15 protein-coding genes are annotated in these 15,717 nt (G+C 60.0%); 3 read left to right on the top strand and 12 right to left on the bottom strand.

The window, feature by feature from the left end; genetic code table 11:
• Window positions 1–222: 222 nt before the first annotated feature.
• Window positions 223–1,482 carry an OprD family porin gene (locus AC07ZE_RS07455; protein ID WP_207262860.1) on the top strand — a complete coding sequence of 420 codons (1,260 nt, stop codon included), beginning with the start codon at window positions 223–225 and terminating at the stop codon, window positions 1,480–1,482.
• A gap of 136 nt (window positions 1,483–1,618) precedes the next feature.
• On the opposite strand, the gene pcaC is transcribed toward AC07ZE_RS07455, so the two are convergent.
• The 11 genes from pcaC to pcaR all read right to left on the bottom strand — a co-directional run bounded on the left by pcaC (window position 1,619) and on the right by pcaR (window position 12,459).
• On the bottom strand, window positions 1,619–2,011 hold the full coding sequence (gene pcaC, locus AC07ZE_RS07450; RefSeq protein WP_007976697.1) for a 4-carboxymuconolactone decarboxylase: 393 nt from the start codon (window positions 2,009–2,011) through the stop codon (window positions 1,619–1,621).
• A gap of 10 nt (window positions 2,012–2,021) precedes the next feature.
• A complete protein-coding gene (pcaD, locus tag AC07ZE_RS07445; RefSeq protein ID WP_207262858.1) occupies window positions 2,022–2,813 on the bottom strand; it encodes a 3-oxoadipate enol-lactonase in 792 nt (263 codons plus the stop codon).
• An 11-nt stretch (window positions 2,814–2,824) separates the two neighbouring features.
• On the bottom strand, window positions 2,825–4,189 hold the full coding sequence (locus AC07ZE_RS07440) for a 3-carboxy-cis,cis-muconate cycloisomerase (protein WP_207262856.1): 1,365 nt from the start codon (window positions 4,187–4,189) through the stop codon (window positions 2,825–2,827).
• 45 nt (window positions 4,190–4,234) lie between these two features.
• A complete protein-coding gene (locus AC07ZE_RS07435; RefSeq protein WP_207262854.1) occupies window positions 4,235–5,539 on the bottom strand; it encodes an MFS family transporter in 1,305 nt (434 codons plus the stop codon).
• Between the two features lie 191 nt (window positions 5,540–5,730).
• On the bottom strand, window positions 5,731–6,297 hold the full coding sequence (pcaG, locus tag AC07ZE_RS07430; protein ID WP_207262852.1) for a protocatechuate 3,4-dioxygenase subunit alpha: 567 nt from the start codon (window positions 6,295–6,297) through the stop codon (window positions 5,731–5,733).
• 1 nt (window position 6,298) lies between these two features.
• On the bottom strand, window positions 6,299–7,003 hold the full coding sequence (gene pcaH, locus AC07ZE_RS07425; protein WP_207262850.1) for a protocatechuate 3,4-dioxygenase subunit beta: 705 nt from the start codon (window positions 7,001–7,003) through the stop codon (window positions 6,299–6,301).
• A 37-nt stretch (window positions 7,004–7,040) separates the two neighbouring features.
• The gene (pcaF, locus tag AC07ZE_RS07420) at window positions 7,041–8,246 is read right to left on the bottom strand and encodes a 3-oxoadipyl-CoA thiolase (RefSeq protein WP_207262848.1); all 1,206 of its coding nucleotides are present in this window, start codon (window positions 8,244–8,246) and stop codon (window positions 7,041–7,043) included.
• Window positions 8,243–9,022 carry a CoA-transferase subunit beta gene (locus AC07ZE_RS07415; RefSeq protein ID WP_095195403.1) on the bottom strand — a complete coding sequence of 260 codons (780 nt, stop codon included), beginning with the start codon at window positions 9,020–9,022 and terminating at the stop codon, window positions 8,243–8,245. Before AC07ZE_RS07415 ends, pcaF begins: the two co-directional genes overlap by 4 nt.
• Complete coding sequence (locus AC07ZE_RS07410) at window positions 9,022–9,879, bottom strand: CoA transferase subunit A (protein ID WP_207262846.1); 858 nt, start codon at window positions 9,877–9,879, stop codon at window positions 9,022–9,024. The genes AC07ZE_RS07415 and AC07ZE_RS07410 overlap by 1 nt, the downstream gene beginning before the upstream one ends.
• A gap of 267 nt (window positions 9,880–10,146) precedes the next feature.
• On the bottom strand, window positions 10,147–11,493 hold the full coding sequence (gene pcaK, locus AC07ZE_RS07405) for a 4-hydroxybenzoate transporter PcaK (protein ID WP_095195402.1): 1,347 nt from the start codon (window positions 11,491–11,493) through the stop codon (window positions 10,147–10,149).
• A gap of 123 nt (window positions 11,494–11,616) precedes the next feature.
• Window positions 11,617–12,459, bottom strand: a complete 843-nt coding sequence (pcaR, locus tag AC07ZE_RS07400; protein WP_207262844.1) for an IclR family transcriptional regulator — start codon at window positions 12,457–12,459, stop codon at window positions 11,617–11,619.
• Between the two features lie 688 nt (window positions 12,460–13,147).
• Here pcaR and AC07ZE_RS07395 point away from each other — a divergent pair.
• Together AC07ZE_RS07395 and AC07ZE_RS07390 are read left to right on the top strand one after the other, a co-directional pair.
• Complete coding sequence (locus AC07ZE_RS07395; RefSeq protein ID WP_008056863.1) at window positions 13,148–13,348, top strand: hypothetical protein; 201 nt, start codon at window positions 13,148–13,150, stop codon at window positions 13,346–13,348.
• Between the two features lie 377 nt (window positions 13,349–13,725).
• The gene (locus AC07ZE_RS07390; protein WP_095195400.1) at window positions 13,726–15,201 is read left to right on the top strand and encodes an inorganic phosphate transporter; all 1,476 of its coding nucleotides are present in this window, start codon (window positions 13,726–13,728) and stop codon (window positions 15,199–15,201) included.
• A 261-nt stretch (window positions 15,202–15,462) separates the two neighbouring features.
• On the opposite strand, the gene ccoM is transcribed toward AC07ZE_RS07390, so the two are convergent.
• On the bottom strand, window positions 15,463–15,579 hold the full coding sequence (gene ccoM / locus AC07ZE_RS07385; protein WP_008056860.1) for a cytochrome c oxidase subunit CcoM: 117 nt from the start codon (window positions 15,577–15,579) through the stop codon (window positions 15,463–15,465).
• Window positions 15,580–15,717: the final 138 nt, after the last annotated feature.

Here is a 15,717-nt window from a genome sequence, read left to right as displayed (position 1 = left end):
GATAATCGCCCAAAACCCGCTTTCAGCAATTGAACCATCCAGTACATTCCCCGCACCATCCGACCCACAAAACCAATAACAACAGGTTCGACACCATGCCCCCGCGCCCCGCCCTGTCCGGTTGATCCCAGGCTTCACCCCAGCATGTCGACTGCATGTCTGCACCTTTTCGGATGCGGCATTACCCCGTTTCATCCCCAAGAATTAGAGAGACCCGAACCCATGACGCCTTCCACCGCGCAGTATTTTGTTCCCAGCCTGATTGCCGTTGCCCTGGCCAGCACTGCCCTGCCCGCCCAGGCCGAGGAGCCGGGCTTTGTCGAAGGCGCCAAGGTCAACCTGAACCTGCGCAATTTCTACATCAACCGCAATTTCACCAACCCGACCAAGGCGCAGGGCAAGGCTGAAGAATGGACACAGAGTTTCATCCTCGACGCCAAGTCCGGGTTTACTCAGGGCACCGTCGGGTTCGGCCTGGACGTGCTGGGGTTGTACTCGGTGAAACTTGATGGCGGCAAAGGCACCGGCGGTACGCAACTGCTGCCGCTCGATAGCGATGGGCGCCCGGCGGACAACTTCGGCCGTACCAACGTGGCGTTCAAGGCCAAACTGTCGCAGACCGAAGTGAAGGTGGGCGAATGGATGCCGGTGCTGCCGATCCTGCGCTCGGACGATGGTCGCTCGCTGCCGCAAACCTTCCGTGGCGGCCAGATCACCTCGAAGGAAATCAATGGTCTGACGCTCTACGGCGGTCAGTTCCGCCAGAACAGCCCGCGCGACGACAGCAGCATGGATGACATGTCGATGACCGGCAAAGCCGCGTTCACCTCGGACCGGTTCAATTTCCAGGGCGGCGAATACCTGTTCAACGAAAAGCGCACCCAGATCGGTGTGTGGAACGCCGAACTCAAGGACATCTACAGCCAGCAATTCATCAACCTGACCCACAGCCAGCCCGTCGGCGACTGGACCCTGGGCGCCAACCTGGGTTTCTTCTACGGCAAGGATGACGGCAGCGCCCGCGCTGGCGAGCTGGACAACAAGACGATGTACGGTCTGTTCTCGGCCAAATACGGTGGAAACACTTTTTACGTAGGTCTGCAAAAACTCACCGGCGACAGCCCGTGGATGCGGGTCAACGGCACCAGCGGCGGCACCCTGGCCAACGACAGCTACAACTCCAGCTACGACAACGCCCGGGAAAAATCCTGGCAAGTGCGCCACGACTACAACTTCGTCGCCCTCGGCGTGCCAGGCCTGACCCTGATGAACCGCTACATCAGTGGCGATAACGTACACACCGGCACGATCACCGATGGCAAGGAATGGGGACGTGAAAGCGAACTGGGCTACACCGTGCAAAGCGGCGCGCTGAAAGACCTGAACGTGAAATGGCGCAACTCGACCATGCGCCGCGACTACAGCAACAACGAGTTCGACGAAAACAGAGTGATCATCAGCTATCCGATCAGCCTGTTGTAAACCCCACTGCCGCCATCGCGGGCAAGCCCGCTCCCACAGGTTTTGTATGTGCCACACGATCTGGGCATGACGCAAAACCTTGTGGGAGCGGGCTTGCCCGCGAAGACGTCAGCTCAAGCAACGAAAATCTCGAAGCTTACTCCCGCGATTCAACCCCCAACTCATCCCACACCGACTCCGCCAGGTGGAACGTCGCATTGGCCGCCGGAATGCCGCAATAAATCGCGCTCTGCATGATCACTTCCTTGATCTCGCCGCGGCTGACGCCATTGTTGGCGGCGGCACGCAGGTGCAGTTTGAGCTCACCCTCGCGGTTCATGCCGATCAACATGGCGATGGTGATCAGGCTGCGGGTGTGGCGCGGCAGGCCCGGACGGGTCCAGATGTCACCCCAGGCGTGGCGGGTGATCATTTCCTGAAACTCCGAGTTGAACTCGGTCAGGGTGGTCAGGCTGCGATCGACATGAGCATCACCCAGTACGGCGCGACGGACCTTCATACCCTCGTCGTAACGTTGTTTCTCGTCCACGGATTTTTCCTCAACGAGCCTGCAGAAAGGCCAGTACGCGATTGCTGAAATCCGCGCCGGCCTGAACGTTGGACAAGTGCGCCGCATAGAACTCGGCGTACTCGGCACCCGGCACGTGTTCCTGAATGAAATGCCCGCCGGACGGTGGCGTGACCGCATCCTGGGTGCCGGCGATCACCAGCAACGGCGTCTTGATCGAGACCAATTGATCGCGGAAATCGGCATCGCGCACCGCTGCGCAATTGGCCGCATAGCCTTGCGGTGAAGTGGCCGCCAGCATGTCGGTGATTTGCTTGGCCGCCGCCGGGTTGGCTTCGGAAAAGTCCGGGGTGAACCAGCGGGCAATCGATGCATCGCGCAGGGCGACCATGGCCGCCTTACCGTCACGCAGTACCGTTTCGATGCGCGGATTCCACACCGATGGATCGCCGATTCTCGCCGCGGTGTTGCACACGATCAGTTTGTTCAGGCGCTCGCCGGCGTTGATGCCCAGCCATTGCCCGATCAGCCCGCCCATGGACAGCCCACAGAAATGTGCGCGTTCGATGTGCAACGCATCCAGCAGCGCCAACACGTCATGGCCCAGTTGTTCGATGCTGTAGGGCCCCGGTGTCACCAGGGATTGGCCGTGACCACGGGTGTCGAAACGCAGCACGCGAAAATGTTCGGTGAACGCCGGAATTTGCGCATCCCACATGTGCAGGTCAGTGCCCAGGGAGTTGGACAGCACCAGCACCGGCGCATCCACCGGGCCATCGAGTTGGTAATGCAGTTCGCCCTCGGCGAGTTGTACAAAAGCCACAGCAATCTCCTTCAGGCAGTCAATGCAGAATGTTCAGCCACCGCTCGCTCGACCCAGGCACGGGCCTGTCCGAGGTAATAAGCGGGGTCCAGCAGATGATCGAGTTCTTCAGCCGACAGCTCGGCTGTCACTTGCGGCTCGTCGCCAAGCACGGCGCGCAGATGACGTTGTTCGGCCACGGCGCGTTTGCAACATTGTTCCAACAGGTGATGCGCGGCGTCGCGCCCGACCCGTTGTGCCAGGACGATGCTCACCGCTTCGGCCAATACCAGGCCTTGGGTCAGATCGAGGTTGCGGACCATGCGCCCGGCGTCCACTTCCAGCCCCTGCGTCACCAACAGCGCTTGCTTCAGGCTGCCGGACACCAGGCAGCAAATCTCCGGCAAGGTTTCCCACTCGGCATGCCACAGGCCGAGACTGCGCTCGTGTTCCTGTGGCATGGCGCTGAATAACGTCGAGAGCAAACCGGGTACACGGGTGGCTGCGCCGATCAACACCGCCGCGCCCACCGGGTTGCGTTTGTGCGGCATGGTCGAAGAACCGCCCTTGCCCGGCGCCGAAGGTTCGAACACTTCGCCCGCTTCAGTCTGCATCAACAGGCTGATGTCGCGACCGAGTTTGCCGAGGCTGCCAGCAATCAACCCGAGTACCGAGCCGAACTCCACCAGGCGATCACGCTGGGTGTGCCAAGGCTGATCGGGCAAGCTCAGTTGCAGCTCTTCGGCCAGCGCCTGGGCAATCGGCATCGCCTGCTCACCAAGCGCCGCGAGGGTGCCGGAAGCGCCTCCGAATTGCAGTACCAGCAAACGCGGCTTGAGCTCTTGCAGACGCTGACGACTGCGGGTGACAGCCCCCAGCCAGCCGGCGATCTTCATGCCGAGGGTGACCGGCGTCGCATGTTGCAACCAGGTACGTCCGGCCAACGGCGTGGCCACATAACGTTGGGCCTGGGTAGCAAGGGTCTGCCCCAGTTGCGCCAGATCGCTGTCGATCAGCGCCAGCGCCTGACGCAGTTGCAGCACCAGACCGCTGTCCATTACATCCTGACTGGTCGCCCCCAGATGCACGTAACGTTCGGCCTCGGCATCCTGCATTGCGATCTGCTTGCCCAATGCCTTGACCAACGGAATCGCAGAATTGCCGGCGCTGGCAATCGCGTCGCCGAGGGCGGCAAAGTCGAAATGCCCGGCCTGGCACGCGGCTTCGATCGGTGCCACCGCGGTTTGCGGAATCAGCCCGACCCGCGCTTCGGCCCGGGCCAGCGCGGCTTCGAAGTCGAGCATGGCCTGGACCCGGCCCTGATCGCAGAACACCTCGCGCATATCGCGTGCAGTGAAATAGGCATCAAACAATTGATTGCCCGGTCGCTGGTTCATAAACAGTCCCTGGAAGTGCGGGCCGGTCAGGCCCGCGGGTAGGAATCAAAGGTCGTGGTGCAAATACTTCGCTTGCTTGGGCAGGCGCAGGCTGAACAGGAACGCGATCGCCATCATCACCGTCACGTACCAGTAGAAGGAGTTCTCCATGCCCACGGCTTTGAGGCTCAGAGCTACATACTCCGCCGATCCGCCGAAGATCGCATTCGCGACCGCATACGCCAGGCCGACACCCAGTGCGCGCACTTCGGGCGGGAACATTTCAGCTTTCACCAGACCGCTGATCGAGGTGTAGAAACTGACGATAGCCAAGGCCAGGGTGATCAGCACAAACGCCACGAACGGGCTGCTGACACTTTTCAGGCTCAGCAGAATCGGCACGGTACACAGCGTACCCAGGGCACCAAACCACAGCATCGAACTACGTCGGCCGATCTTGTCGGCGAGCATGCCGAACAACGGTTGCATGCACATATAAAGGAATAGCGCGCCGGTCATGATGTAACTGGCGGTCTTGGCGTGCATGCCGGCGGTATTCACCAGGTATTTCTGCATGTAGGTGGTGAACGTGTAGAAAATCAGCGAGCCACCGGCGGTGTACCCGAGCACGGTGACGAACGCGGCCTTGTGGTCGCGAAACAGTGCACGGATGCTGCCGGCATCCTTGTTTTCACGCATTTCCTTGCTGGTGGTTTCTTTCAGCGACCGACGCAGATACAGCGACACCAACGCCGCCATGGCACCCACCACAAACGGAATCCGCCAGCCGTAGGCCCGCAAATCTTCTTCTGTCAGGAACTGTTGCAGGATCACCACCAACGACACGGCCAGCAATTGCCCGCCAATCAGCGTGACGTACTGGAACGAGGCGAAGAAACCGCGCTGTCCCTTGAGGGCGACCTCACTCATATACGTGGCGGTGGTGCCGTACTCACCGCCCACCGACAGGCCCTGGAGCAAACGGGCGAACAGCAGCAGGATCGGCGCCCAGACCCCGATGCTGGCGTAGGTCGGCAGACAAGCGATGAGCAACGAACCGAAACACATCATCAGAATCGAGATCAACATCGAATTCTTGCGCCCGTGCTTGTCCGCGACACGGCCGAAGATCCAGCCGCCGATCGGTCGCATCAGGAACCCGGCGGCAAACACGCCTGCCGTATTGACCAACTGCACCGTTGGGTTATCTGAAGGAAAAAAGGCCGGCGCGAAATAGATGGCACAGAAGGCGTAGACGTAGAAATCGAACCATTCGACGAGGTTGCCCGACGAAGCGCCGACAATGGCGAAGATCCGTTTACTGCGCTCTTCGCCGGTGTAGAGCGCGGGAATAGCCGTGGGAGTAGTCATAATTTTTCACTCTATGGGGACCGTGAGAGTCTAGACACATTTTGCAACAGTCCCGTTCCGCATATCGATCAGCAATACTGCTTCCTTTTGGGAGCGAGCCTGCTCGCGAAGCGGTGTGTCATTCCGCATTGATGGCATTGACACGACGCCTTCGCGAGCAGGCTCGCTCCCACAGGTATTGTTGTGCTCGATCAATAATCGAAGAACACCGTCTCCGCATCAGTACCCTGCAGAATCACGTTCCACCGGTAAACGCCCGACGCGTCCTGCTTTGCCAGCAAGGTACCGCGACGCTCGGCCGGCACACATTCGAGCAACGGATCGGACACGTTGGCCGGTTCGCCATCGAAGTAGATTCGTGTCAGCAAGTGCTTCACCAGACCACGGGCAAACACCAGCACCACCAGATGCGGCGCCTGGGTCGTGCCCTTGAGGCCTTCAACCGTGCCCGGCTTGATGGTGGTGAAACGGAAACGCCCTTCGGCATCTACCGGCACCCGGCCAAAGCCTTCGAAGTTCGGGTCCAGGGGTTTGTCCTGGTCGTCTTCGGGATGGTCGTACTTTCCGGCGGCGTTGGCCTGCCAGACTTCCAGCATCGCGTCATTGACGACATCGCCGTTGCCATCGACCACTTGCCCGGTGATCGCCACGCGCTCGCCCAGGGTTTGTTCGACGGTCAGGTTCTCGCGGTTCAGCCAGGTCAGGCCGATGTGGTAGTACGGCCCGACGGTGTGGGACGTGGTCGCAGTCAGCGTCATCTTATTTCTCCATCGGCGTGGCATCGCGGCCGCGCAATACGATGTCCCAGCGATAACCGAGGGCATAGGAAGGGATGGTTTTTTCCAGATCGAAACTGGCGATCAGGCGCTCTTTGGCGCGGGTATCGGGCACGCAGTTGTAAATCGGGTCGTACGCCAGCAGCGGGTCGCCCGGGAAATACATCTGGGTGACCAGACGCGTCAGGATGCTTGGCCCGAACAGCGAGAAATGGATGTGCGCCGGGCGCCAGGCGTTGTGGTGGTTACCCCACGGATAAGCGCCGGGCTTGATGGTCTGGAACTGGTACCAGCCATCGCCGTCGGTCACGGTGCGGCCGGTGCCGGTGAAGTTCGGGTCCAGAGGCGCGTCGTGCAGGTCGCGGGCATGGGCGTAACGACCGGCGGCGTTGGCCTGCCAGATCTCCACCAGAATTCCCGGCACTGGCAGACCGTTCTCATCCAGCACACGGCCGTGAATGATGATGCGCTCACCCAATGGCTCGCCCTGGTGCTGGGCGGTCAGGTCGTTGTCCTTTTCATTGACGCGCTCGGCGCCGATGGTCGGCCCGGTGATTTCCGACAACGAATGCGGCAGGAACACCAACGGCTTTGACGGCGAGCGCAGGTTGGTGGATTGGTAGGTCGGGTGCAGGTATGGCGGCTGGGTGCCTTCCTGCGGGCGACGGTAACCAGGCTTGTCAGTCATGAAACATTCCTCAGTTCTTATCAGTCTTCAGAACGCGTCAAACGCGTTCGATTGCCAAGGCCAGCCCCTGGCCGACACCGACGCACATGGTCGCCAGACCTTTCTTGCCACCGGTTTTTTCCAGCTGATGCAGAGCAGTCAGCACCAACCGTGCACCGCTCATGCCCAATGGATGACCCAGGGCAATGGCGCCACCGTTGGGGTTGACCTGAGGCGCGTCGTCCGCCAGGCCCAGTTCACGCAGCACTGCCAGGCCTTGGCTGGCGAAGGCTTCGTTAAGCTCGATCACGTCGAAATCGCTGACCGCCACACCCAGGCGCTCGGTCAGTTTGCGCACCGCCGGTACCGGACCGATGCCCATCACCCGCGGGGCGACACCGGCACTGGCCATGCCCAGCACTTTGGCGCGGGCGGTCAGACCGTGTTTCTTCACCGCTTCGGCCGAAGCCAGGATCAACGCCGCCGCGCCGTCGTTCACGCCCGACGCATTGCCGGCGGTGACGGTTTTGTCAGGGCCATTGACCGGCTTCAACTTGGTCAGCGCTTCCAACGTGGTGTCGGCGCGAGGATGTTCGTCCTGGCTGACCACGGTTTCACCCTTTTTGTGGGCAACGCGCACTTCAACGATTTCTTCGGCGAAAAAACCTGCAGCTTGCGCGGCGGCGGTGCGTTGCTGACTGCGCAGGGCAAAAAGGTCCTGATCTTCGCGAGACACTTCGTAATCGTCGGCGACGTTGTCCGCCGTTTGTGGCATCGCATCCACACCGTACTGGGCTTTCATCAACGGGTTGATGAAACGCCAGCCGATGGTGGTGTCTTCAAGTTTCATGTTGCGTGAAAACGCCGCGTCGGCCTTGCCCATCACGAACGGTGCGCGGGACATCGACTCGACACCGCCGGCAATCGCCAGCTCCATCTCGCCACTGGCGATCGCACGGAATGCGGTGCCGATGGCGTCCATGCCCGACGCGCAGAGGCGATTGAGGGTGACGCCGGGAATGGTTTCCGGCAGCCCGGCCAGCAGCAGCGCCATGCGTGCCACGTTGCGGTTGTCTTCGCCGGACTGGTTGGCGCAACCGAAGAACACCTCGTCCACGGCTGTCCAGTCCACCGATGGGTTGCGCTCCATCAGTGCCTTGATTGGCACAGCGGCCAGGTCGTCGGCACGAACCGTCGACAGGCCTCCGCCGAAACGGCCGATGGGGGTGCGAATGGCGTCGCAGATATAAACGTCACGCATCACGCTTCTCCGGGTGCTTGGCCGTGGGCCGCCGCGGTACGGGCTTCCAGATCGCGCAGAGCGGTCAGTTCGACCTCGGTCGGCTCGGCAGTGGTGTCAACGCTGTCGGCAAAACGAATTGGCCAACCGGTGGCGGCCGTCACTTGCTCGCGGGTCACGCCCGGGTGCAACGCGGTGACCACGAACTCATGAGTGCCCTCCTCCGGCTCCATGATGCACAGGTCGGTGATGATCCCGACCGGGCCAGCGCCCGGCAGGCCCAGACGCTTGCGCGAATCACCGCCTTCACCGTGACCGACCGAAGTAATGAAGTCGAGCTTATCGACGAAGGAGCGCGCCGATTGCTTGAGGATGATCAGTACGCTCTTGGCGGAACCGGCAATTTCCGGCGCACCACCGGCACCCGGCAGACGGACTTTCGGTGCGTGGTAATCGCCGACCACGGTGGTGTTGATGTTGCCAAAACGGTCGACTTGCGCCGCGCCGAGGAAACCGACGTCAATGCGCCCGCCCTGCAGCCAATAGCGAAAAATCTCACCGGTCGGGACCACGGTATCGGCGGTTTCCGCCAGTTCACCGTCACCGATCGACAGCGGCAACACGCTCGGCTTGGCACCGATAGGGCCCGATTCGTAGATCAGGACCACGTCTGGCGACGAAGTCAGGCGCGCCAGGTTGGCCGCTTTCGATGGCAGGCCGATGCCCACGAAGCACACCGAGCCGTTCTTCAGGCGACGGGCAGCGGCGACGGTCATCATTTCATTGGTGGTGTAAGTCATTACTTCGCCTCCGAAGCGGCGGCCAGTTTGGCCTGGAACTCGCTGAAGTCAGCGCTGCCATGGATGTACTCGTTGATCCACGCGGTGAAGGTTTCACGGTCGCGGGCAATCGGGTCCCAGGCCTGGTAGAAGCGGTTGTCGCGTTCGTTGTAACCGTGAGCGTAGGACGGATGCGCGCCACCCGGTACGTGGCAGACGGCACTCAAGGCCCAGGTCGGCAGCACACAGGAGTTCATCGGCGCGTTGAGATCGTCGACGATTTCTTCAACGGTGACGATGCAGCGCTTGGCAGCCAATGCGGCTTCCTTCTGCACGCCGAGAATGCCCCACAGCAGCACATTGCCCTTGCGGTCGGCTTTCTGCGCGTGAATTACGGTGATATCCGGACGCACCGAAGGCACTGCTGCCAACACTTCGCCAGTGAACGGGCAGGTCACGGACTTGATCAGCGGGTTGACCTTCGGCAAATCGGAACCGGCGTAGGCACGCAGCACCGCGAACGGCAGGCCCGATGCCCCGGCGACGTAGGCGTTGGCCAGGTCGGCGTGGCTGTGTTCTTCGATTTCCAGCGCATGGGGCCACTGTTTCTCGACCGCATCGCGCATACGGTGCAGAGAACCGACACCCGGGTTACCGCCCCAGGAGAAAATCAGCTTGCGGGCACAACCGGCACCGATCAACTGGTCGTAGATCAGGTCAGGGGTCATCCGCACCAGGGTCAGGTCTTTCTTGCCCTGGCGAATGATTTCGTGACCGGCGGCCGTCGGGATCAGGTGAGTGAAGCCTTCGAGCGCAACGGTATCGCCGTCGTTTACGAATTGCTTCACTGCGTCATGCAGCGAAAGAATTTCAGCCATTGGGGCAGGCTCCCATTTGTTATTAACCAACAGTGGTCGAAAAAGGCGCCGATGCGCAGCGCCGGAATGACTTGAAGATTAAGCCTGTGAAAAACCTCAAACAATCCGATAATCGACTGAGTGTTCGTTTATCGAACACATTGTTGCATACCTACCGATCCCAAAAGCTTGGCGAGCAGGCTCCTCCACAAGGGAACGTGATCAACTGTGGGAGCGAGCCTGCTCGCGAAGAGGCCATCAAAATCACCCGAGATTCTGGATCAGTCCTCAAGTCGCATCCGCATGACTGACCACACCCTTGATCACCACCGCCGCCGTCGCCAGCGCCGCCGGAATCACCAACGCCGTCAGCACTTGCTCAAAGTTCCAGCCCAGACCCAGCAGCGTGGCACCCATCCAGGCCCCGAGAATCGCGCCGAAACGGCCAATGCCGAGCATCCACGACACGCCGGTGGCGCGCCCCTGGGTCGGATAAAAACGCGCAGCCAGCGATGGCATTGCCGATTGCGCACCGTTGACACACATACCTGCCACCAGTACCAGAGTCGCCAACAGCGTGATACTGCCCAGGCTCTGCCCCACCGCGTAGGCAAACACCCCGGCCAGCAGGTAGAAAATGCCGATGACCTTGTGCGGATTGAACCGGTCCATCGCCCAACCCACGCCCACTGCGCTAAGCACACCACCGAACTGGAACAATGCACCGATGAAGGCCGCTTGCTCCATGCTCGCGCCGCTGTCGCGCATCAGGGTCGGCAGCCAGCTGGTCAGCAGGTAAACGATCACTAACCCCATGAAGTAGGTCAGCCACAACAGCAAGGTGCCGACGCTGTAGGTGCCGGAGAAGATCACTGCAAACACGTTGCGCGCCTTCACGGTTTTCTGTTCCGGCACGCTGAAGCTTGCGGCCTGGGCGACCACCGCCGGGTCGATGGGCGCCAGCGTCTTGCGTACTTTGTCGGTGCCCCGGTTACGCACGACAAGGTAGCGCGCCGATTCCGGCAGCCAGAACAGCAAAACGACGGCAAGGATCAGTGGCAGAATCCCGCCGATCAGCAACAGGCTGTGCCAGCCAAACGCCGGAATCAGCTTGGCCGAAATGAATCCGCCACCGGCCATGCCGAGGTTGAAGCCGCAGAACATGCTGGTCACCAGCAGAGACTTCTTGCGCTCCGGGGTGTATTCCGAGAGCAGTGTGGTGGCGTTCGGCATACCGGCCCCCAACCCAAGGCCGGTGAGGAAGCGCAGCACCAACAATTGATCGACATTGGTGCTGTAAGCCGAAGCCAGGCTGAACGCTCCGAACAACAACACGGCGCCCACCAGTACGACTTTTCGTCCGAAACGGTCAGCCAGCGGGCCGGAGCCCAGTGCACCGAAAACCATGCCGATCAATGCCGCACTCATCACCGGGCCGAGGCTGGCGCGGTCGATGCCCCAGTCCTGAGACAGGGCCGGCGCGATGAACCCCATGGCCGCGGTGTCGAGGCCATCGAGAAAGACAATCAGGAAACACAGGATCACCACGCGCCACTGGTAGCGCGAAATGGGTTGAGCATTGATGAAGGACTGCACGTCGAGGCAGTTTCCTACAGCAGACTGAGGCTGGTTCATTATTTTTATTCCATGGATCGCAGTCGAACGGGGCCAGCCGACGCTGGCGCAGCCGCGACAGTAATAATCCAGGGGAAACAGCGTCAATTCAGTAAACGCGACTCTGTGCGTTTATCGAACAGCTTAGGCAAACAGCTGCGCGCTCAGATCGCGGCTTGCGCTTAACAAACCGGGGAGAAACCGCTGCTCCAGTTCGTTACGGCTGACCCGTCCCGCATGAGTGCTGACGTTGAGGGCCGCGACCACCTGGCCGGAAGCGTCGTACACCGGAACGGCAATCGAACGCAGCCCCTGCTCAAGTTCCTGGTCGACGATGCACCAACCTTGTTGGCGTACCTCCTGCAAACATTCGAGCAATGCTTGGGGAGTATGAATGGTCCGGCTGGTCTTGGCCTGCAAGTCGGCGTGGTCGAGGTACTCCCCCAACGACGTGTCGTCCAGGGCGGCCAGCAGGATCCTGCCCATCGATGTGCAATACGCCGGCAACCGACCGCCCACCGAGAGGTCCACAGAAATCAGACGCTGGGTGGTCGCCGAGCGGGCTATATATAGAATGTCATCACCTTCCAGGGTGGCCATGTTGCAGGCCTCATGCAATTGCTCGCTCATGCGGTCCAGGTATGGCTGGGCAGAAACCGCCAGCGGCGTCGAGGAAACATAGGCATGGCCGAGGGTCAGCACTTTGGGCAGTAATGAATAGGTGCGTCCATCGGTGGTGGCGTAGCCGAGTTTGATCAGGGTATGCAGGCAACGTCTGACCGCGGCGCGGGGAATTTCCGTGCGGTGGCTGATCTGGGCAATGGTCAGGTGCCGCTTGCGCTCCTGGAACGCCTGCACAACGGCCAGCCCACGGGCCAGGGAGGTCATGAAATCCGGGTCACCAGTCAGGGCCTGAATCCGTTTGGCTGGCGATGCGACGATCGGCGGTGCCACTGAAGCGAAGGAATTGCGCAGTTGATCGTTCATATAAGGTCCTTTTCCCACACGGATCAGCGACTATTACAAGCGGCATGGGCCCGGCAAACAAGCCTGGCCGACCAAGAATGGGCGATTATCGAACCATCGACCGATAATCGCAATCGATCCACTCTACCTCCCAGCCTGCCAACGGGCCGGAAAACGCCCTTTTCGTATGTTTTCGCGCAAACCCCGAAGACCGATTTAAAGGCGCATCTAGTTGCCCTAAGTTGTTCGACTTAATGGCGCCAGAAAGGCAGCGTTGCACAATGACATCAGCCAATGCACTAGTTGCCTGTAAAAGTTGCGGCCAACCAAAACAATCACACATCAAGATCGACTTTTAACTCTTTGACGATAGTGTTCTGTGAATCGCTCGCTATAATGGAAATCAGTAGCCAGGCGATTTTTTACTCGCCGATCCCGCTACCCGGTGGCGCGATGTTCCATCGCTGCTGCCCCGGCAAGCGTCCGACGCTGACTGCACCCGCATCCGCCAACGCGCTCGCCGAAACAGGAAACTGATGCTACGTCAGCTATTTATCTCTGGTGCCGTGGCCGCCTGCAACATGGACGTACTGATCGCCTTGCCGTAAAAACGATGCCTTTGTGGGCCTTGTCCTTTCGACGAGTGTGGTCAATACATTGAACGCAGCGCGTTTCACCAGAATTCATCTCAACTCAATCAGGTAGCACTGTGACGAAAGACGAACTGCGCGCGGAACTTGAGCGCCAGGAACAACGTTACAAGGAAGTTTACGGCGGGGAAGTCACCACCTACGCCGCCCAGCCCGAACCGGAACGCAAACCCTGGCGTAAACGCGCCACCGTTCAGGATCAGGTATTCAAGCAAGAACTGGAAAAAATGGAAAAGGAACTCAAAGCCGAAGAGCCATAAGCACCTCGGCTTGAATCCCTCCAGGGTCTGCGTTTGCTCCCGTTAAAAGCGGGAAGTATTGATGTTGCCTTTTGCGCCCGCTACGAGCGGGCCGCGGCTACCTTGCCCATCTGACAGGGTAAAAAGGCTCATATCTGACTCTCTCTTCAGAAATTTCACACAAGCGTTCAAATCCCTCCTTCAAACGAGCGAAACCCTTGTGGCGACAGCGTTTCCAAAGAAATTCAACGACTTGCAAGCCCCGAAAAATCACCGGGGCTCAGGGCGCGGCTGCAAAATAATTCGTTGAAGAATGTTACCGATGAGCAGCTAGTGCATCGATTGACAGTCTTTTCTGGCATAATCGCGCCCCCTTATGACCGGGTCAGAAAACCTTCATGATCGATTTATTCAGCGGACTGGATGCGTGGGTGCTTGTGAGCCTCTTGCTCGCCCTGGCTTTTGTCCTCGCCTTCGAGTTCATCAATGGATTTCATGACACCGCTAACGCGGTAGCCACTGTTATCTACACCAAAGCGATGCCGCCTCATCTGGCGGTGTTCTTTTCCGGTGTGTTCAATTTCCTCGGCGTATTGCTGGGCGGCGTTGGCGTGGCGTATGCCATCGTTCACCTGCTGCCGGTGGAGCTGCTGATCAACGTGAATACCGGCCATGGCCTGGCGATGGTGTTCTCGTTGCTCGCCGCAGCCATCACCTGGAACCTGGGCACCTGGTACTTCGGTATCCCCGCCTCCAGCTCCCATACGTTGATCGGCTCGATCCTCGGCGTGGGCCTGGCCAACGCCCTGATCAACGATATTCCGCTGGCCGACGGGGTGAACTGGCAAAAGGCGATCGATATCGCGATGTCGCTGGTGTTCTCGCCAATGGCAGGTTTCCTGATCGCCGCGCTGGTACTGATCGGTCTCAAATGGTGGCGTCCGCTGTCGAAGATGCACAAGACGCCGGAACAGCGCCGCAAGATCGACGACAAGAAACACCCGCCGTTCTGGAACCGCCTGGTGCTGGTGATCTCGGCCATGGCCGTGAGCTTCGTGCACGGTTCCAACGATGGTCAGAAAGGTATCGGCCTGATCATGCTGGTGCTGATCGGTATCGTGCCGGCGCAGTTCGTTCTTGATCTGAACAGCACCACCTACCAGATCGAGCGTACCCGCGACGCCACCTTGCACTTGAGCCAGTTCTACAAGCGCAATGCCGACTCCCTGGGCGAGTTCCTGGCCCTGGGCAAAAGCGTTTCAGGCGATCTGCCGGAGAAATTCCGCTGCAACCCGCAACAGACAGAACCCACCATTGACGCCCTTCTGGGTACCCTCAAGGGTGTAGCTGACTACCACTCGCTGTCGTCGGAAAGCCGCATCGAAGTACGTCGCTACCTGCTGTGCCTGGACGATACCGCGAAGAAAGTCGCCAAGTTGCCTGGCCTCGCCCCCCGTGAAAAGGCTGACCTGGACAAACTGCGCAAAGACCTGACCACCACCACCGAATACGCCCCGTTCTGGGTGATTCTGGCGGTCGCCCTGGCCCTCGGCCTGGGTACCATGGTTGGCTGGAAACGCGTGGTACTGACCATCGGCGAGAAAATCGGCAAGCAAGGCATGACCTATGCCCAGGGCATGTCGGCGCAGATCACGGCCGCGTGCATGATCGGCATGGCCAACATCTTCAGCCTGCCGGTGTCCACCACCCACGTCCTGTCCTCGGGCGTCGCCGGGACCATGGTCGCCAACAAAAGCGGCCTGCAAGGCGGCACCGTCAGAACCATCCTGCTGGCCTGGGTACTGACCCTGCCGGCCACGGTCGCCCTGTCGGCCGGCCTGTTCTGGCTGGCTTCGAAGGCACTGGGTAGCTGATACGCCGCTGTACGAAAAAGGCGCGCTCCGTGAGGACCGCGCCTTTTTTATTGCTGTCTGTCACCACGAAACAACTGTGGGAGCGAGCCTGCTCGCGAAAGCGGTCAAACAGACGCCATTTTCATTGCGACGACTTCCGTTTTCGCGAGCAGGCTCGCTCCCACAGTGAACTCTGCGAAGGCCGATAGATTTTCGCAGGCAAAAAAAAGGGCAACCGAAGTTGCCCAAAATGCCTTGCGTGCTCAGTACGTCCAGAAAGACCTACGGTTTTTTCCGCTTGTGCGAATCCTTCCAGATAAAAAATCCGAACCCTGCAAAAAACACCAGCATGAGGCTGACGGTCAGCACTCCGGCGATCACCACGTTGTCGAAAAACATGACGCGTCTCCTGCAGTTGCCCTGTTGCGATGGGGTTAAGTTAACCAATCGGGCAGGAGAGAATATTGACCGGGATCAATGTTGCCCGGGACCGGGCATATAAGGAGGGGAAAACTGACCTGCATCAATCGATGCCGG

The sequence above is a fragment of the Pseudomonas sp. GW101-3H06 genome (assembly GCF_059424605.1).
This window is presented reverse-complemented; position numbering and strand designations above follow the sequence as displayed.